Annotated in this window: 15 protein-coding genes; 8 read left to right on the top strand and 7 right to left on the bottom strand. The window is 67.7% G+C overall.

Annotation, left to right across the window (positions count from 1 at the left end):
* Positions 1–135 precede the first annotated feature (135 nt).
* The gene (locus AC3A4T_RS12540) at positions 136–1983 is read left to right on the top strand and encodes an SLC13 family permease (protein WP_487675692.1); all 1848 of its coding nucleotides are present in this window, start codon (positions 136–138) and stop codon (positions 1981–1983) included.
* Between the two features lie 312 nt (positions 1984–2295).
* Here AC3A4T_RS12540 and AC3A4T_RS12535 read toward each other — a convergent pair whose 3' ends face one another.
* Positions 2296–2613 (bottom strand): Rieske (2Fe-2S) protein, encoded by a 318-nt coding sequence (locus AC3A4T_RS12535; protein WP_487675952.1) that lies wholly within the window; start codon positions 2611–2613, stop codon positions 2296–2298.
* A gap of 119 nt (positions 2614–2732) precedes the next feature.
* On the opposite strand from AC3A4T_RS12535, the gene AC3A4T_RS12530 reads away from it, so the two are divergent.
* The 5 genes from AC3A4T_RS12530 (at position 2733) to AC3A4T_RS12510 (ending at position 7233) form a co-directional block, all read left to right on the top strand.
* On the top strand, positions 2733–3068 hold the full coding sequence (locus AC3A4T_RS12530; protein ID WP_487675691.1) for a hypothetical protein: 336 nt from the start codon (positions 2733–2735) through the stop codon (positions 3066–3068).
* A gap of 4 nt (positions 3069–3072) precedes the next feature.
* Complete coding sequence (locus tag AC3A4T_RS12525) at positions 3073–3789, top strand: fumarylacetoacetate hydrolase family protein (protein ID WP_487675690.1); 717 nt, start codon at positions 3073–3075, stop codon at positions 3787–3789.
* A gap of 97 nt (positions 3790–3886) precedes the next feature.
* On the top strand, positions 3887–4306 hold the full coding sequence (gene mscL, locus AC3A4T_RS12520; protein WP_487675689.1) for a large-conductance mechanosensitive channel protein MscL: 420 nt from the start codon (positions 3887–3889) through the stop codon (positions 4304–4306).
* 407 nt (positions 4307–4713) lie between these two features.
* Positions 4714–6126, top strand: a complete 1413-nt coding sequence (locus AC3A4T_RS12515; RefSeq protein WP_487675688.1) for a M28 family peptidase — start codon at positions 4714–4716, stop codon at positions 6124–6126.
* Between the two features lie 450 nt (positions 6127–6576).
* On the top strand, positions 6577–7233 hold the full coding sequence (locus AC3A4T_RS12510; RefSeq protein ID WP_487675687.1) for a RebB family R body protein: 657 nt from the start codon (positions 6577–6579) through the stop codon (positions 7231–7233).
* A 289-nt stretch (positions 7234–7522) separates the two neighbouring features.
* On the opposite strand, the gene AC3A4T_RS12505 is transcribed toward AC3A4T_RS12510, so the two are convergent.
* Positions 7523–8308 (bottom strand): TrmH family RNA methyltransferase, encoded by a 786-nt coding sequence (locus AC3A4T_RS12505; protein ID WP_487675951.1) that lies wholly within the window; start codon positions 8306–8308, stop codon positions 7523–7525.
* Between the two features lie 451 nt (positions 8309–8759).
* Positions 8760–9320: a GNAT family N-acetyltransferase gene (locus tag AC3A4T_RS12500; protein ID WP_487675686.1), complete on the bottom strand. Its 561-nt coding sequence runs from the start codon at positions 9318–9320 to the stop codon at positions 8760–8762.
* 71 nt (positions 9321–9391) lie between these two features.
* Here AC3A4T_RS12500 and AC3A4T_RS12495 point away from each other — a divergent pair, with 71 nt between their 5' ends.
* Positions 9392–9787 (top strand): Imm10 family immunity protein, encoded by a 396-nt coding sequence (locus tag AC3A4T_RS12495; protein WP_487675685.1) that lies wholly within the window; start codon positions 9392–9394, stop codon positions 9785–9787.
* A gap of 159 nt (positions 9788–9946) precedes the next feature.
* Here AC3A4T_RS12495 and AC3A4T_RS12490 read toward each other — a convergent pair whose 3' ends face one another.
* Together AC3A4T_RS12490 and AC3A4T_RS12485 are read right to left on the bottom strand one after the other, a co-directional pair.
* Entirely contained in the window at positions 9947–13072 is a 3126-nt protein-coding gene (locus AC3A4T_RS12490; RefSeq protein ID WP_487675684.1) for an efflux RND transporter permease subunit, read from the bottom strand.
* Between the two features lie 228 nt (positions 13073–13300).
* Positions 13301–14536 (bottom strand): efflux RND transporter periplasmic adaptor subunit, encoded by a 1236-nt coding sequence (locus tag AC3A4T_RS12485; protein WP_487675683.1) that lies wholly within the window; start codon positions 14534–14536, stop codon positions 13301–13303.
* A 402-nt stretch (positions 14537–14938) separates the two neighbouring features.
* On the opposite strand from AC3A4T_RS12485, the gene cysK reads away from it, so the two are divergent.
* Entirely contained in the window at positions 14939–15895 is a 957-nt protein-coding gene (gene cysK / locus AC3A4T_RS12480; RefSeq protein WP_487675682.1) for a cysteine synthase A, read from the top strand.
* 165 nt (positions 15896–16060) lie between these two features.
* Here cysK and AC3A4T_RS12475 read toward each other — a convergent pair whose 3' ends face one another.
* Together AC3A4T_RS12475 and AC3A4T_RS12470 are read right to left on the bottom strand one after the other, a co-directional pair.
* Positions 16061–16459: a hypothetical protein gene (locus AC3A4T_RS12475; RefSeq protein WP_487675681.1), complete on the bottom strand. Its 399-nt coding sequence runs from the start codon at positions 16457–16459 to the stop codon at positions 16061–16063.
* A gap of 53 nt (positions 16460–16512) precedes the next feature.
* Positions 16513–17184 (bottom strand): hypothetical protein, encoded by a 672-nt coding sequence (locus AC3A4T_RS12470; protein ID WP_487675680.1) that lies wholly within the window; start codon positions 17182–17184, stop codon positions 16513–16515.
* Positions 17185–17202: the final 18 nt, after the last annotated feature.

Here is a 17202-nt window from a genome sequence, read left to right as displayed (position 1 = left end):
GGAGTCGGGAATCGGATGCGAGCCACCGGACATTCGCGACAGGTTGTCGGTGCCGAATTCGGTAGTGCTGCGGTGCCTTGCTCTTGCCCTTGCTGTTCCGATTCCCGAATCCCCAATCCCGATTCCCGGCCCTAAATGGATACCGCCCTCGCGCTGACCACCGACATGAAGCTCGTTCTCGGGCTGGTGGTGTTCACGATGGCGATGTTCCTGTTCGAACGCATCCGCGCCGACGTGGTCGCCCTCGTCGTGCTGGTGCTGCTGGGCCTGTCCGGCCTGGTCGAGCCCGACGAACTGTTCAACGGTTTTTCCGGTAACGCGGTGATCAGCATCATCGCGACGATGATCCTCGGCGCCGGCCTGGACCGCACCGGCGCGCTCAACCGCCTCGCCGGCTGGCTGCTGCGGCGCGCGCACGGCATCGAGCAACGACTGCTGCTGCTGACCACCGCGGTGGCCGGCCTCAATTCCTCCTTCATGCAGAACCCGTCGGTGATGGCGCTGTACATGCCGGTCGCCGCGCGCCTGTCCTCGCGCACCGGCCTGTCGCTGCCGCGGCTGCTGTTGCCGATCGCCGCGGCGATCATCATGGGCGGCGCGCTGACCATGGTCGGCAATTCGCCGCTGATCCTGCTCAACGACTTGCTGCTCAACGCCAACAGCAACCTGCCCTCGGGCGCGGCCACGATCGAGCCGCTGAAGATGTTCGCGCCTTTGCCGATCGGTGTCGCGCTGCTCGCCGCGTCGCTGGCGTATTTCCATTTCTTCGGCGACAAGCTGCTCAAGGACGACACCGAGAAAGGCGCGACCCCGGCGCGCACTCAGAGCTATTTCGCCAAGGCCTACGGCATCGAGGGCGATGTCTACGAACTCACCGTGACCGCCGACAGCCCCCTGGTCGGCATGTCGCTGGGCGAAGCCGAAACCCTGCGCGACGCGCCGCTGCTGCTGGCGCTCAAGAGCGACAACGACTCGCGCCTGGCGCCGCCGGCCGACACCCGCATCTGGGTCGGCAGCGTGCTCGGCGCGATGGGGCCGAAGCAGCAGGTCGCTGATTTCGCCCAGAACCACTTCCTGCGCCTGTCCTCGCGCCTGCGCAATTTCGCCGACCTGTTCAATCCCTCGCGCGCCGGCATTTCCGAAGCGGTGGTGCCGGCGACCTCCGGTTACATCGGTAAAACCGCCGGCGACCTGCACTTGCGCAAGCAGTCGGGTCTAAGCCTGCTGGCGATCAACCGCGACAAGGACGTGCTGCGCGACAACGTGCGCAATGTTCCGATGCGCGCCGGCGACATGCTGGTGTTCCACAGCATCTGGACCGATCTGGCCAGCGCCGCGGCGAGCAAGGACCTGGTCGTGGTCACCGACTACCCCAAGGGCGAGCAGCGTCCGCACAAGCTCAAGATCGCGCTGGCGATCTTCGCCGTGGCGATGCTGCTGGCGCTGTCCTCGCGCCTGCCGGTGTCGATCGCGCTGATGACCGGCGTGGCCGGCATGTTGATCGCCGGGGTGATCAACATCGACGAGGCCTATTCGGCGATCAACTGGAAGACCGTGTTCCTGATGGCCTGCCTGATTCCGCTGGGCTGGGCCATGGATTCCAGCGGCGCGGCGGCGTGGATCGCCGGGCATACGATCGAGCGTCTGCCCACCGGCACGCCGGTGTGGCTGCTGGAGATATTGATCGGGCTGCTGACGACGCTGTTCTCATTAGTCATCAGCCATGTCGGCGCGACCATCGTGGTGGTGCCGCTCGCGGTCAACCTCGCATTGGCCGCCGGCGGCAACCCGACCGCGTTCGCGCTGATCGTCGCGCTGTCGGCCTCGAACAATTTCATGACCGCATCGAACCCGGTGATCTCGATGATCTCCGGCCCGGCCGGTTACAGCGGCAAGGAGCTGTGGCGGATCGGCGGGCCGTTGTCGTTGATCTATACGGTGGTGACGGTGTTGATGGTGAATGTGTTGTTTTGGGGCAAGTAATGTCGCAGAAAAAACAAGCGCGACGATCCGCTTAGAAACCCGAATCCCTCCGCCTGAGCGAAGTAACGCCCGCCTCCTGTAGGAGCGGCGTGAGCCGCGACCGCGAAATCACAACCACGTCGACCGCGCGAGGTCTCCGCCACCTTGACGTTTGCGTCGTATGTGCGATTTCGCGGTCGCGGCTCACGCCGCTCCTACAGGGGGCAATCGCGCATTCGATGCGGGATGCAACGACCGCGTCATAGGCGCAATGTCAGGACGATTGCAGTGTGCGTCGTGTACAGGGGGCTATCGCACAGTCGCGGCGCTGCCTCAGGCCAACCACACCGCCCCATCGCGCACCACCACCTCGATCGCGCGCAAGGATTCGCCCCGACAAGGCCCCGCCACGCATTCGCCGCCGAGCAGTTCGAAGCTCGCGCCGTGCGCGGCGCATACCAGCAGGCCGTCCTTGGTCTTGAGGAACTGGCCCGGCGCCCAGTCCAGGCGGCGACCGGCGTGCGGGCAGATGTTGAGCCAGGCGCGCACGGCGTCGCCGTCGCGGTACAGCAGCAACGATTCGGCGTCGCCGTCGATGCTCGCTTCGGCCTCGGCGAACGCGCCGTCGGCCAGGCGCTGCAGCTCGATCAAAGGTTGACCGGCCGGGTCGGCGCCGCCCGCGGCATTTAACGAAGTTCTCACACCCTCATCCATGCCTGGAACGATACTCCAGTGTCCGGCCCAAGCCGCATTGTCTCACGACACCCGAAATGTTTGCCCAGACCTTCCGCTTTTTCGATCAACGACCGCAATGGAATGCATTCCAATCGCGCGTGCGCACGGCGTTCGAGCCGCGCAAGCCGCGTCACCGCCTCCTGCGTTTCGTGCTCGGCGTCGTCGGACTGGGCCTGCTGGCCTTGCTGGTGTTCTTCAGCGTGTTCGTCGGCGCGGCGATGATCGTCGCCGGCCTGACCTACAAGCTGTGGCAGCGCCGCGGCAAGCCGATGGCCGGCCGCGGCCCGCGCCATGCGCACGAGGTGGTCGAGGGCGAATTCCGCATCGTCGACCCGGCTCAGGTCGAGCATCGCTCGAACACGGCGCGCTGAGCGTATGAGCGACGTGATCGCGGCGCCGCCGCTTACCCGCATTCCCGTGCGCGGCCAGGGCCTCGCCGCCGACGCCACGTTCCCGGTCCGCCGCGTCTACTGCGTCGGCCGCAATTTCGCCGAACACGCGCGCGAAATGGGTGCCGCGGTACCGACCTCGGCCGCCGATCGCGGCCAGCCGGTGTTCTTTTTGAAACCGCATGATTCGCTGGAACTCGGCGACAGCGTGCCCTACCCGCCGGGCACGACCGACCTGCATCACGAAGTCGAACTGGTCGTCGCCATCGGCCGCGACGCACCGCCCGGCGAACTCGCCGTCGCCGACGCCGCGAGCCTGGTCTACGGCTACGCGGTCGGCCTCGACCTGACCCGCCGCGACCTGCAATCGCAGGCCAAGGCCAAGGGCCTGCCGTGGGACACCGGCAAGTCGTTCGACCATGCCGCGCCGATCAGCGCGATCGTGCCGGCGGCCGAGGTCGGCGAACTCGGCGCGCGCAGCCTGAGCCTGGAAGTCAACGGCGAACCGCGCCAGCGCGGCACCCTCGACGATCTGGTCTGGAACGTGCCCGAGATCCTGCACGAACTCTCGCGCCTGTACGCATTGCGCGCCGGCGACCTGGTGTACATGGGCACGCCGTCGGGCGTCGGTCCGCTGCAACGCGGCGACCGCTACCGCGCCGTGCTCGAAGGCGTGGCCGAACTGCACGGGCGCATCACCTGAGCGTCCGTATAGTCCCGCCGCGGCGAGTGAGCGCCGTTTTCGAAGTCGTCAACCGTCTGGTCCGTCACGGTCCAGCCGCAACCAGGGAGAGCATGCGATGGGCATGATCAGCGAGTTCAAAGAGTTCATTGCGCGCGGCAACGTGGTCGATCTGGCCGTCGGCGTGGTGATCGGCGCGGCGTTCGGCAAGATCGTCACCGCGCTGGTCGACGGCATCGTCATGCCCTGCATCGGCTACCTGAGCGGCGGCGTCAGCGTCAGCGACTGGAAGTACGTGCTCAAGCCTTCGCAGCTCGACGCGGCCGGCAAGGAAGTCGCGGCCGAGGTCGCGGTCAAGTACGGCATGTTCCTGCAGACCGCGATCGACTTCATCCTGATCGCGTTCGTGATCTTCATCGTGCTCAAGGCTTACAACAAGGTGCGCAAGCCGGTCGAAGCGCCGGTCGCGGCGACCCCGGAAGACGTGTTGCTGCTGCGCGAGATCCGCGATTCGCTGCAGGGCAAGACCACGCTCTGAGTTCTCTCGATTCATTCGCGTCGCATTCGAAACGGCCGCCTCGCGCGGCCGTTTCGCTTTGCGCTCGCCACGGGTCGCCGCGCGACTTCGAAGTCTTTTGTGGAAGGGGCTTCAGCCCCGATGCTTTTCTTTCAGGTCATCGCGAACTGAGCGAAGAGCGTCGGGGCTGAAGCCCCTCCCACAAAAGACCTCGTTGATTCGCCGACCGCCGGGCGAAACCACAAGAACGGCAAAGTCAGCCGCACCGACGCGACCCGCCTCAAGCCTCGCGATAGCCAGCGACAAAAAACGCTCAAGCCGCGGGGTGACTTTCCTCAGATAGCGACCGCCGCGCGGATTGCTAAGCTCGGTGTTTCGCCCGTGCCGCCCGACCTTCCGGACGACAGGGCCAGCTCAGGAGATTGGGGATGCGCGCACCGTTGTGGGCAGCGATGGCTGCTGTACTGTTCGTAGGCTCTGCCGTGGCCGCTCCGCGCGAAACGCGCATACCCCAGGCCGCGGTCGACGCCGCCGCGGAACTGCGCGAACGCGCGCTCGCCAGCGACCTGGGCTACAAGATCACCGAATCGCTCACCACCGAAGTCGGCCCGCGCCTGGCCGGCAGCGAAGCCGATGCACGCGCGGTTGCGTGGGCGCAGGCGAAGTTCCGCGAACTGGGCTTCGACAAGGTGTGGCTGGAGCCGGTGACGTTTCCGAAATGGGAACGTCGCAGCGAACACGCGCAAGTGCTCGGCGCGAATGCGCAGCCGTTGACCCTGACCGCGCTCGGCGGCAGCCCGGCCGGCACGGTCGAAGGCGAGGTCGCGCGCTTCGCCGACCTGGCCGCGCTGGAAGCGGCGCCGGCCGGTTCGCTGGCCGGCAAGATCGCCTTCGTCGACTTCGCCATGACGCGCGCGAAAGACGGCGCCGGTTACGGCCCCGGCGGACGCGTGCGCAGCCGCGGTCCGTCCGCGGCGATCCGCGCCGGCGCCGTCGGTTTCCTGATGCGTTCGGCCGGTACCGATTCGCACCGCATGCCGCACACCGGCATCACCCGCTTCGACGACGGGCTCAAGCCGATTCCGTCGGCGGCCTTGTCGGCGCCGGACGCGGCGCAGTTGTCGCGGCTGGCCGCGCTCGGCCCGACCCGCGTGCGCGTGGCGCTGGATTGCGGCTGGGATGGCGAAGCGACCTCGCACAACGTGATCGGCGAGATCCGCGGCAAGAGCAAGCCCGACGAAGTGGTGATCATCGGCGGCCATCTGGACTCGTGGGACCTGGGCACCGGCGCGATCGACGACGGCGCCGGCGTCGGCCTGACCATGGCCGCGGCCAAGCTGATCGGCCAGACCAAGCTGCGCCCGGCGCGCACCATCCGGGTGATCGCCTTCGCCAACGAAGAACAGGGTCTGCACGGCGGCAAGGCCTATGCGGCCAAGCACGCGGCCGACGTGAGCAAGCATCAGATCGGCGCCGAAAGCGACTTCGGCGCGGGCCGTATCTACGCCTATTCGAGTTCGGCGCCGGACTACGCCAAGACCGCCGACGCGCAGATCGCGCAGGCGCTGGCGCCGCTGGGCATCGAGCACACCCCGGGCCAGGGCGGCCCCGGCCCGGACATCTCGCCGTTCGCCGCCGGCGGCCTGGCCTGGGCGCGTCTGGCGCAGGACGGTACCGACTACTTCGATTACCACCACACGCCCGACGACACGCTCGACAAGATCGACCCGAAGGCGCTGGCGCAGAATGTCGCGGCGTATGCGGTGTTCGCGTATCTGGCCGCATCGGCCGACGGCGATTTCGGCAGCGCGCCGAAGAAGGTCGTTCCGCCGGAGGAGTGAGCGCGGCGAGTAATGGCTGACAGGGCCGCCCTCTCCCGATCGGGAAGGGCGGCTTTTTTTTGGGATCGTGGTTTCAGCTTCAGCACTTTGCTCGTGCAATGTCGCACCGGAACGAAAGGCGTCGGGGCTGAAGCCCCTCCCACAAAAGACCTCGCCGATTCGTCAGGACACGGATGAACAGCGCCGACGCCGGATTAACCCGCTACGAAACCACCGAGGTCTTTTGTGGGAGGGGCTTCAGCCCCGACGCTTTTTTTTCAGATCGCCGGATCGCGGCACGCGGCATCGGACCGCTCTCAACCATCACCGACAGCCCCGGTGCGATGCCCATCGCAAAACCGCCTCCGCGTCGCGAGTGGCGCCCGGTCTGCCCGCCGAATTGCGTTGTAACCGCAACGAAGGCCGGCAACCCCGCCGCGCCTGCATCCCTTCCCGCACAGGACACTCTCCATGGATGAGGCAGCTTCCGTTTCCGGCACCGTGAATTCGCAGATCACCGATGCGGTCACCCAGACCAACGTCAAACTCGTCGCCGAAGCGCCGGCCATGGCCATCGCGCGGATCTACGAGAGCATCGGCCATGCCACCGGGATCATGGTCGAGAACGCGGTCAACGCGCAGCAGCAGCAATGCATCATCAATTCGTCGGCGGCCACACAGGGCGCGATGACGCTGTTTTCGCAAGCCAGCGCGACGTTCCGGCCCGGCGGACCGGCCGCGGCCGGCATCGAAACCGGCGGCATCGCGTCCGATGCACAAACCACCGTTCCCGATCCAAAGGCTCTGGAGGCCGACGTGCAAGAAACCGCGAGCAAGCTCAAGCAACTGGCGAGGACCCGCAGCTCGGTGAATTCGCAAATCCTCGATGCGGTCAGTGCCAGCCAGCAGTACACCCTCGGCGCCGCCGGCGCATTCGCCTACGCCCATCGCGTCAGCATCGAAGCCTTCGTCGATGGGCTCGAAAAGGTCAGCGCCGCGGAGTACCGGCAGCAGATGCAGGCCGTGCAGCTCGCCGCGACCACGATCTGCCTGGACGCGATGCTGAAATCACCGGACCGCGCCGAGGAGTACGCGGTGGTGCTGGAGGCGATCAAGCAGTTGGGTTGAGGCGCTCAGCGGGTTGGAATCGCGGCGCATGCAGCGTCGCGATTCCAGACACGCGCCGGCTTCACCGCTGCGATGTCCGTTCGCCCGCTCCCTGTAGGAGCGGCGTGAGCCGCGACCGAGAAACCTCACCCACCGCGCCGGTATGAGGTCTGGTGATTCGGGCGGATCGGACAAGCCCATGCATACCTCGCATGTGGATTTCGCGGTCGCGGCTTACGCCGCTCCTACAGGGGCGGCCCACATTCGCGGCGAGTGCCGCGCCGGGTCGTGCGCGATCAAGCGCCGCGGTTCAACGCCGCGCGCGCCACGCCGCCAGCAGCACCGCCGTCGCCGCGGCGACGTTGAGGCTTTCGACCTGGCCGCTGCCGGGAATCGACAGACGCCGGTCGCAGGCCGCGGCCAGGTCGCGGTCCATGCCCTCGCCTTCGGCGCCGAGCACGTAGATCAGACGCTCGGGCAAGGACGCGGCGAATACGTCGTCGCCGCCGCTGACCACGGTCGCGGCCAGGCTGAAGCCCGAGCCACGCAACTGCGCCAGCGCGTTGTCGCTGCGGCCCATGCGCACCATCGGCACGACCTCGGCGCCGCCCTCGGCCACGCGCGCGGCCGCGCCCGACAAGGCCAGCGTCGCGTCCTTCGGCAACAGCACCGCGCTCACGCCGAAATGCGCGGCCGAGCGCAGGATCGCGCCGAGGTTGTGCGGATTGCCGACGCCGTCGAGCCAGATCGCCAACTGCGGCCCCGGCGCGAGTTCGCGCAGCCATTCCGACAGCGACACCGGCTCCTCGCGCAGCACGTCGGCGACCACGCCTTCGTGATGGCTGCTCGCGGCGAGCTTGTCCAGGTCGGTCTGCTCGACCACCCGGTAGCCGACCTTATTGGCCACGCACCACGCCAGCAACGGCTGCAACTGCGGAATCCGGTTCGAATCCAGATACAGCTTGCGGATCGCCTGCGGCCGGCGCGCGAACACCGCGCGGATCGCATTGAGCCCATACAGGCGCAGTTCGGCATCGCGGCGCGCGCGTTGCGGCGAAGGCGATCCGAAACCGTCGTCGCCGAGATCGCCGTCGATCTCGTCGTCGCGTTCGCGATACGGCCGCTCGGCGCGCGCATGGCGTTCGCGCGCATGCGGTTCGCGAGCGTCGTCGCCATGGCGATGACGCTGGTCGCGACGCTCGGAACGGTCGTGCGGATGGGCGTGGCCGCTGCGGTGCGGCACCGCCGCCGGGTCCATCGCCGCGGGCTCGCGCGCGCGGCGCTCGCCGCTGTTGCGATACGGGCTGTCGCCGGCCGGCGGACGCGGCGCGGCGCGATACGGGCCGGACGCATCGGGCGCGCGCGGCGGCGCGGGGCCCTGACGCGGCGGCCGCGGCGCGTCGTCGCGGCGCGGACCGCTGCGCCACGGGCCTTGGCCCGCAGCTTGGCCCGCACCCTGCCCTGCGCCCTGGCCGGTAGTACCGGCACCGGTGTCTTTACGCGGGCCCTGGCCGCTGTAAGGCTTGCGCGGACCGCGCGGCGGATCGTCACGTTGCATCGTTCAAACTCCTTCGTACTTTCGCGAACACCCGCAGGTCGTGCAGTTGCCCGCGCTTGACCACCGCGCAACGTTGCGCGCCTTCTTCGGTGAAATCGTTCTTCAGCAGCACCCGCGCCGAAGCGGGATTGTGATCGAACACGGTCGCATACAACCGGTACAGCGCCAGTTCGTTCATCGCCCATGGCGCGAACGCCGCGACAACGCGCGTCATCAGCCCGGCGCCCCACAGCGAACGCCCGAGCCAATAACCGAACTCGGCCGAATGCGCGCGCTCGCCCTTGCCCGGATGCGCGCCGATCCCGCCGCAGGCGCGGCCGTCGACTTCGATCGCGAACACCGGCTCGGCCATGTCGATGACGCCGCCGGACAGGAACCGCTCGCCGTCCTCGCGGGTGTAGGGATAGGGAAAGCGATCGGCCAGGCCGCGCGATACCTGCTCGTCGTTGGCGTGCAAGACCAGGCTGTCGAGGTCGTCCAGGCGCCACGGGCGCAGCACGAAACCGTCGCCCCGCGGCGGCGGGCTGGCGGCTGAGGGGGGAAGGTTCATAGGATTAGCCTAATTACGTGGCTGCCGCGCTGCAAATACCGAACCGGGACGCGACCGGCAGGAGAGGAAAGATGAAGACCTATCTGATCGAGGAAGCCCAGTCGGGCGAGGAAGAGGGCGAGTACCTCTGGGTCAGCCTGGGCTTCGCCTCGGCCGAAAACCCCTTGGACGTGCTGCATATCGTCTGCTCCTGCGAGATCGAGCCGCAGGATCGCGACGGCGGCATGGACGCGATCTATCTGGAGCGCGACGACCAGAGCCGCGGCGGCTATGGCGGGGCGCAGCGCATCGGGGTCGGCGCGCAATCCATCGATGTGGCGTTCAACGCCGCCGGGCTCAGGGATCTGGAATTCGGCGACTCCGTGAGCCTTCAGTGGCCTGAGCCGCTGGCGGGTAAAGCCGAGGCGTTGCGGATGCTGGAGCGGATGCGCGGGTACGAATGCGGCCGGGTCATCGAATTGGCCTGACATGGCTAACGCCGGCCGCGCGAGCGCATGCCCCCTTGTAGGAGCGGCGTGAGCCGCGACCGCGACATCCATTGACGAGGCAAGCGCGATGTCGCGGTCGCGGCTCACGCCGCTCCTACAGGGCGGTACCTACGCGAATCTCCTGGGACGCGACTGCGATCAAGCGTGCCCGTCCACCTGCGGCGTTTCCTTCTCCAGCTTGTCCAACTCGTGCGCGACCGCTTCGGGCGACTTGGTGAAGCGCGCGAGCAGCACGTAGAACGCCGGCACGATGAACAGCGACAGCAGGGTCGAGAACGACACGCCGAAGATCACCACGATGCCGATCGTGGCGCGGCTGGCCGAACCCGGGCCGCCGGCCAGCACCAGCGGCACCGCGCCGACCACGGTCGCGATCGAGGTCATCAGGATTGGACGCAGACGCACCGCCGAGGACTCGACGATGGCCTCATGGATACTTCGTCCCTCGTCGCGCAGCTGATTGGCGAACTCGACGATCAGGATGCCGTTCTTCGCCGCCAGTCCGACCAGCATGACGATGCCGATCTGACTGAACAGGTTGAGCGTCCCGCCGGTCATCCATAGCCCCAGCAAGGCGCCGAGCACGCCCAGCGGCACGGTCAGCATGATCACGAACGGGTGGATGAAGCTTTCGAACTGCGCCGCCAGCACCAGGTACACCACCAGCAACGCCAGGGTGAAGGTCATCAGCACCGCGCCGCCGGCCTTCTGGTATTCGCGCGATTCGCCCTTCCAGTCGATCTGGGCCTGATCGGGCAGTTCCTCGGCGACGACCTGATTCAACCACGCGACCGCCTCGCCCATGGTGTAACCGGGAGCGAGACCGGCGCTGATGGTGATCGCGCGCAGGCGGTTGAAGCGGTTGAGGCTGCCGGGCTCGGCCAGTTCGCTGAGGGTGACCAGATTCGACAGCGGGATCAGAGCGCCGTCGCGCGCGCGCACCTGGATCGCCGACAGGTCCGCCGGCGAAGTGCGCAGTTCGCGATTGGCCTGCACGATCACGTCGTACTCCTCGCCGTTCTGCACGAAGGTGGTGACGCGGCGCGAGCCCATCATGGTTTCCAGCGCGTGGCCGATGTCGGTGACGCTCACGCCCAGGTCGGCCGCGCGCTGGCGGTCGATCTCCACGCGCATCTGCGGCCGGGTTTCCTTGTAGTCCGAGTCGGCCGAGAACAGGCCCTTGTTCTGATCGATGCGCGCCAGCAGACGGTCGCGCCATTGCGCCAGTTCGGCGTATTCCGGGCCGCCGAGCACGATCTGGATCGGCTGGCCGCGGGTACGCACCAGACCGCCGCCGACCTGCGGCAACGCGCGCACGCCGGTGAGCTGGCTCAGTTCGCCGCGCAGACCGTTGGCGACGTCGGCGGTGCTCACATCGCGCTTGTCCCAGTCCTGCAGGAACACCGCGATGCGGCCGGTATGCATTTCCTCGCTGGCGCCGAAACCGCCGGGCACGCGCGGGTTGTAGCGTTGGATGGTTTTGTCCGGGCCGGTGTGCGAGGCGATGATCTTCTCGACCTGCTGCACCTGCTTGACCGTGTAGTCGTAACCGGCGCCCTCCGGGCCGAGGATCGAGATCTGGAACGAGCCGCGGTCTTCCTGCGGCGCCAGTTCCGACGGCACGACCTTGAACAGCACGAAGCTCACCGCCATCGCGATCAGCATCAACACGCCGAACAGCCACGGCCGCTCGACGGTGCGGTCGAGCAGCCCCTTGTAGCGCCGGCTCACCCCGTCCAGGCGCGCGTTCATCCAGCGATTGATGAAGTTCGACTTCTCCTCGCTGTGCGGACGCACGAACTTGGACGACATCATCGGGGTCAGGGTCAGCGCGACGAAGGCCGACAATGCGACCGCACCGGCCAGGGCCACCGACAACTCGCGGAACAAGCGTCCGGTGTTGCCTTCCATGAAGCCGACCGGCAGGAACACCGCGACCAAGACCGCGGTGGTCGCGATCACCGCGAACGCGACCTGCTTGGTGCCGCGCGCGGCCGCCACCAGGCTCGGTTCGCCCAGGTCGGCGCGGCGCTGGATGTTCTCCATCACCACGATCGCGTCGTCGACCACCAGGCCAATGCACAGCACCAGCGCCAGCAAGGTCAGCAGGTTGATCGAGAAGTCGAACATGTACAGCGGAATGAACGCGGCGATCAGGCACACCGGCACCGTCACCGCCGGAATCAGCGCGGCGCGGAAGCTGCCGAGGAACAGCCAGATCACGATCAGCACCAGCACGATCGCTTCGACCAAGGTGTGGTACACGCGCTCGACCGCCGATTCGATGAACACGGTGGTGTCGAAGGCGACGAAGATGTCCGTGCCCTGCGGCAGGCCCGGACGGATCTGGTCGGCCGCTTCGCGCACCGCGCGCGCCACGTCCAGGCTGTTCGCGGTCGAGGTCTTGACGACGCCCAGGCCGATGTTCTGCTCGCCGTTGCTGCGGTAATAGGCGCGGCGTTCGGCCGAATCGAGCTGGATCTTGGCGACATCGCCCAGCCGCACGACATAACCGTCGGCGCCCTTCTTCAGCGGGATCTGGGCGAAATCGGCGGGTTTTTGATAGCTGCGCGCAACCCGCAGGGTGAAGTCGCGCGATTCCGATTCGATACGTCCGGCCGGCAGTTCGACGTTCTCCGCGCCGAGCGCGGCTTCGACTTCGTTGACGGTGATGTCGCGCGCGGCCAGCGCGTCCTGGTCGAGCCAGATCCGCATCGCGTAGCGCTGCTGGCCGCCGATGCGCACCTGGGCGACGCCGTCGACCGAAGACAGCCGATCGACCACGTAACGCTCGGCGTAGTCGGACAGCTGCAGCGTGTCCATCTGCTTGGAGCTCATGTTGAGCCACATGATGGGGTCGGCGTCGCTTTCGACTTTCTCGATTTCCGGCGGATCGGCTTCCTCGGGCATGCGGTCGGCCACGCGGCTGACCGCGTCGCGCACGTCGTTGGCGGCGGCTTCGATCTCGCGCTGCAGGGTGAATTCGATGCTGATCGAGGCGCGGCCGTTGACGCTGCGCGATTCGATGGTCTCGATGCCTTCGATGCCGGCCAGCGCGTCTTCGAGCACCTGGGTGATGCGGGTTTCGACCACCGCCGCCGAGGCACCGGGGTAGGACACGTCGACCGAGACCACCGGCGGGTCGATCGCCGGCAGTTCGCGCAGGGTCAGGCGCGAAAACGCCATGACGCCCAGGGTGATCAGCAGCAGGCTCATCACGGTGGCGAAGACCGGACGGCGGATGGAGACGTCGGAGAGCATCATCGGCCGTCACCCGCGCCGTTGCGGCGTTTGGGTTCGCCGCGCTTGGCGGCGATGTAGACGGGGGTGGCTTGCTCTTGCTCGTCATTCCCGCGAACGCGGGCTCCGCTTTCACTCGGCGAACGCCGAGCATCCAGTGACTTTGACGTAGCCGCACGAAAGTCGCTGGATTCCCGCGTGCGCGGGAATGACGAAATGAGAGAACGCAGTCGCTCGAGGAAACCCTGGGACTCAGCCATTGGCATTGCCCTTACCAGCCGCGGCGTTCTTCTGCGTCGGCGCATCGGCAGCCGGCGCTTGCGCGGGTCCATTGGTCGCCGGCGCGGCCGGCGTTTGCACCGCGGGCACCGGCGCGGATGCATCTGCCTCAGCCTCGCGTGTCTGCGCGGGCGCAGGCACCGCCGCAGCCGCCGTCACCTGCACCTTGCCGCCGACACGCAACTTGCCGGTACCATCGACCACCACCCGATCGCCGACCTTCAAGCCTTCAACAATCTCGGCCAAACCCTCGCGCCGCGTACCGACTTCGACATCCGCGCGTTCGACCGTGTTGTCCGGCTTGATCCGGAACACATAGGAATCGGTACCGACCTGCACCACCGAAATTTCCGGAATCAGCAACGCCTGCCGCTGCGGCTGCAGCAAGGTCACCTGCACCAGCATGCCCGGGCGCAGCAGATGATCGGGATTAGGGAAGTCGGCGCGCACGGTGACCGCGCGGGTGGCCGGATCGATGCGCGCGTCGACCGTGCTGACCTCGCCTTCGAAACGCTTGCCCGCATAGGCCGCGCTGGTGCCGGTCACCCTCTGGCCCTTGGCCACGCGCGCGAGCAGGGGCTCGGGCAACGGGAAATCGATATAGACGCGCTGCGTGTCGTCGAGCGTCGCGATCGGCGTGCCCGGGGTGATCAGCGAGCCCGGGCTGACCTGGCGGATGCCGAGCACGCCGGCGAACGGCGCGCGGATCTCGCGGTCGCCGATATCGGCCTTCATCTGCTCGACCCGCGCGCGGGTCGCGTCGCGGGTGGCGCGCTGGGTGTCGAGCGCGGAACGCGCGATCAGCTGCTGCGCGGCCAGTTCGGTCTGGCGCTTGAACAACTGCTCGGCCTCCTTGGCGGTGGCCTCGGCCTGAGCCAGCGCGGCCAGCTGGGCCTTGCCGCTCAGGGTGATCAGCGAAGCGCCGGCGGCGACGTGATCGCCGCTGTCGAAATGCACCGCCTGGACGATCTCACTGACCTTGGCCGAGACGGTGATCGACTCGCGCGCCTTGACGTTGCCGAGCGCCTGAACGGTGTCGTTCCAGGGCCGCAGATGAACCTGCTCGGCGGTGACCGGGGTGGGCCTGTCGCCCTGCCCCGCGCCCGGACCTCCCGGACCGCCTTGCGCTTTGCCGCTCTTGCCGCAGGCGGTCAAGGCGACGACGAGGGCAAAGGCGCAACAGGTGGTCAATCCGGAACGTGATCGCATGCGGTTCTCTGAACGGGGACCCGTGAGGGCGGTGGCGCGGATCGGGCGGGTGAGGATCGGACGGGTGATACGGACCGACCAGGCGATTCGCGCGAACGACGCTGGCACGGCGGTGGAGCGACACGGTCCCGACCGTGGGCGGCTCCGAAACCGGCGTGAGTCTAGCGGTCCGAGGTCAACGCTCGCGTGGGCCATTGGTTGACCACCGTATACGCAAAGTCGTACTCGCGATGTATGCGTGCCAAGGGAGCCGTACAGATGCAGCAGCCTTGCTGACACTGCGCTGACAGCGCGCTGACATTGCGCTCACCTTCGCAGGTTGCGGCACTGCAACCGCCGCCATGACGCCGCGCGCGGGCAACGCGGTTCATACTCCGGACGTCCCCCAAGGAGCCCGCGTCCATGATCCACGACAGCATTCTCGACACCATCGGCCGCACCCCGATCGTGCGCCTGCACCGCCTGGCCCCCGAGCACGCGGCCGTGTACGCGAAGGTCGAATCGTTCAATCCCGGCGGTTCGGTCAAGGACCGGCTGGCGCTGGCGATCATTCTCGACGCCGAGGCGCGCGGCCAGCTCAAGCCCGGCGACACCGTGATCGAGGCGACTTCGGGCAACACCGGCGTGGCCCTGGCGATGGTCTGCGCGGCGCGCGGCTACAAGTTCGTGGCGACGATGAGCGAGACCTTCTCGATCGAGCGTCGCAAGCTGATGCGCGCGTACGGCGCCAAGGTGATCCTGACCCCGGCCGCCGAGCGCGGCAGCGGCATGGTGCGCCGCGCCGCCGAACTGGCGCAGAAGCACGGCTGGTTCCTGGCCCGCCAGTTCGAGAATCCGGCCAATCCGGCCTATCACCGCAGCACCACCGCGGCCGAGATCGTGCAGGACTTCGCCGGCCGCCGGCTCGATCATTTCGTCACCGGCTGGGGCACCGGCGGCACCCTGACCGGGGTCGCCGACGTGCTGCGCGTGGCGCGGCCCGAGGTGCGCGTGACCGCCTGCGAACCGGCCGGCGCCTCGCTGCTGAGCGGTAAGGACTGGCAGCCGCACAAGATCCAGGGCTGGACCCCGGACTTCGTCCCGGCCGTGCTCGACCGCGGCGCCGCGCACGCGATCGTGCCGGTCGACGACGTGCTCGCGCGCGACACCGCGCGTCGGCTGGCGGCCGAGGAAGGCCTGTTCGTCGGCATTTCCGCCGGCGCCACCATGGCCGCGGCGCTGCAGGTCGCGGCCCAGGCCGAACCCGGCGCGGTGATTCTGGCGATGCTGCCCGATACCGGCGAGCGCTATCTGAGTACGTTCCTGTTCGAGGGCGTCAACGAGGGCAGCGACGAAGAGTGGCTGGCAACGTTGGGGTGATACGCCGGCGCATCGCGCGTCCACCGAAAGCTACGCCGTAGATTTAGTTTCGCGGTCGCAGCTCACGCAGCTCCTACACGAAGCGACTGTAGGAGCTGCGTGAGCTGCGACCGCGAATTCTCGACTACACCGCAACCGCAATGACGTGGCGAAAGCACGCGACGCTCATCCCGCGTAAGGCAGCGACAAATGCCCGTTCCACGACAGGAACAGCACCCCGCCGGTCGCATCCTGCAACGCCGCCTGCACTTCCATCATCGTATTGATCTCGTCCAGCGCTTCGTCGAAATCCTCGATGTCCACAACGAAACAACGATCGCAGCGCGACAGCGCTTCGCCTTCGGGACTCGCGCGACCGACGCCTTCGGCCAGCTTTCGCGCCTGCGCCGCGACCGCATCGCCCGCGAGCAAGCGCACCGCGAAACGCGGCAGGTCCTCGCCGGACAGCCGCAGGATCTCGCCGTCGCGCGCCACGTCGACACCGATTTCGCCCAAGGCGTCTTCGCCCTCGCTCAGGCGGAAGGCTGGGTCGCTGAAGTAAATCGCGAAGTGCTGCGCGCTCATGTTCGATCCTTCGATTCGGTGGGTGGGTGACAACTCGTACCGGCGTGCAACGATCAGGCGGCGATGAAATACCACGCCACTACCGCGACGATCGCGATCAGCGCGGCAATCGCGAACAGTTTGCCGTTGTTGTCGCCGCTGCGCACCGTGTCGCCGCCGGTCGCGCCGACGCCGCGACGCTTGCGCGAGAGTTCGCAGGCGACGATGGCGGTCATTGCATCGCGTGGCGAATGGCCGTGCATGGCTTGCAGCAACTGCGAGGCGCGCTCGCGATGGCCGCCGAGGATCAACGCCACCACTTCGGCCGGCAGATTCGCCGCGGCGCCGTTGCGGCCAGCGCCCGCGCGGTCAGCCACGTCGGGCGCATGCCCTTCGCTGTAGGCGTCGACCCGCTGCATCGCCGAGCGCAGGTCCAGCCCGTAAGCCTCGCGCACGATCTTGATCGCCAGTATCCGATTGCCCGCGGCGATGGCCTGGCGCGCGGCCTGGGGAAAATCGCCGACCTGTCCCGCCCCGGACGACGGCTTCGCCGCGGCGTTCCCGGCGCTCGACCCGACCGCCGCCGACGGCCCATGGCGCTGGTACGCCTCCACCGCGTCCTTGGCCGCGCGCAGCCCCAGGCCGGGATTGCTGTCGAGCACCAGCTTGATCGCCTCGATCTTGCGATTGGCGGCGAGCAAGGTCGCCACCTGCGGCGGAATGAACGGGGTTGCGGAATTCGACATGAGGGCCGGCCTGAGTGC

Source organism: Lysobacter sp. Soil_N_51 (genome assembly GCF_057655755.1).
The sequence above is the reverse complement of the archived record's forward strand: the minus strand, read 5'-3'. Positions and strand labels throughout refer to the sequence as shown.

Coding starts and splice junctions, on each gene's coding strand:
- AC3A4T_RS12540 (WP_487675692.1), top strand. CDS start 136: ATGGATACCGCCCTCGCGCTGACCACCGACATGAAGCTCGTTCTCGGG.
- AC3A4T_RS12530 (WP_487675691.1), top strand. CDS start 2,733: ATGTTTGCCCAGACCTTCCGCTTTTTCGATCAACGACCGCAATGGAAT.
- AC3A4T_RS12525 (WP_487675690.1), top strand. CDS start 3,073: ATGAGCGACGTGATCGCGGCGCCGCCGCTTACCCGCATTCCCGTGCGC.
- mscL (WP_487675689.1), top strand. CDS start 3,887: ATGGGCATGATCAGCGAGTTCAAAGAGTTCATTGCGCGCGGCAACGTG.
- AC3A4T_RS12515 (WP_487675688.1), top strand. CDS start 4,714: ATGCGCGCACCGTTGTGGGCAGCGATGGCTGCTGTACTGTTCGTAGGC.
- AC3A4T_RS12510 (WP_487675687.1), top strand. CDS start 6,577: ATGGATGAGGCAGCTTCCGTTTCCGGCACCGTGAATTCGCAGATCACC.
- AC3A4T_RS12500 (WP_487675686.1), bottom strand. CDS start 9,320: ATGAACCTTCCCCCCTCAGCCGCCAGCCCGCCGCCGCGGGGCGACGGT.
- AC3A4T_RS12495 (WP_487675685.1), top strand. CDS start 9,392: ATGAAGACCTATCTGATCGAGGAAGCCCAGTCGGGCGAGGAAGAGGGC.
- AC3A4T_RS12490 (WP_487675684.1), bottom strand. CDS start 13,072: ATGATGCTCTCCGACGTCTCCATCCGCCGTCCGGTCTTCGCCACCGTG.
- AC3A4T_RS12485 (WP_487675683.1), bottom strand. CDS start 14,536: ATGCGATCACGTTCCGGATTGACCACCTGTTGCGCCTTTGCCCTCGTC.
- cysK (WP_487675682.1), top strand. CDS start 14,939: ATGATCCACGACAGCATTCTCGACACCATCGGCCGCACCCCGATCGTG.
- AC3A4T_RS12475 (WP_487675681.1), bottom strand. CDS start 16,459: ATGAGCGCGCAGCACTTCGCGATTTACTTCAGCGACCCAGCCTTCCGC.
- AC3A4T_RS12470 (WP_487675680.1), bottom strand. CDS start 17,184: ATGTCGAATTCCGCAACCCCGTTCATTCCGCCGCAGGTGGCGACCTTG.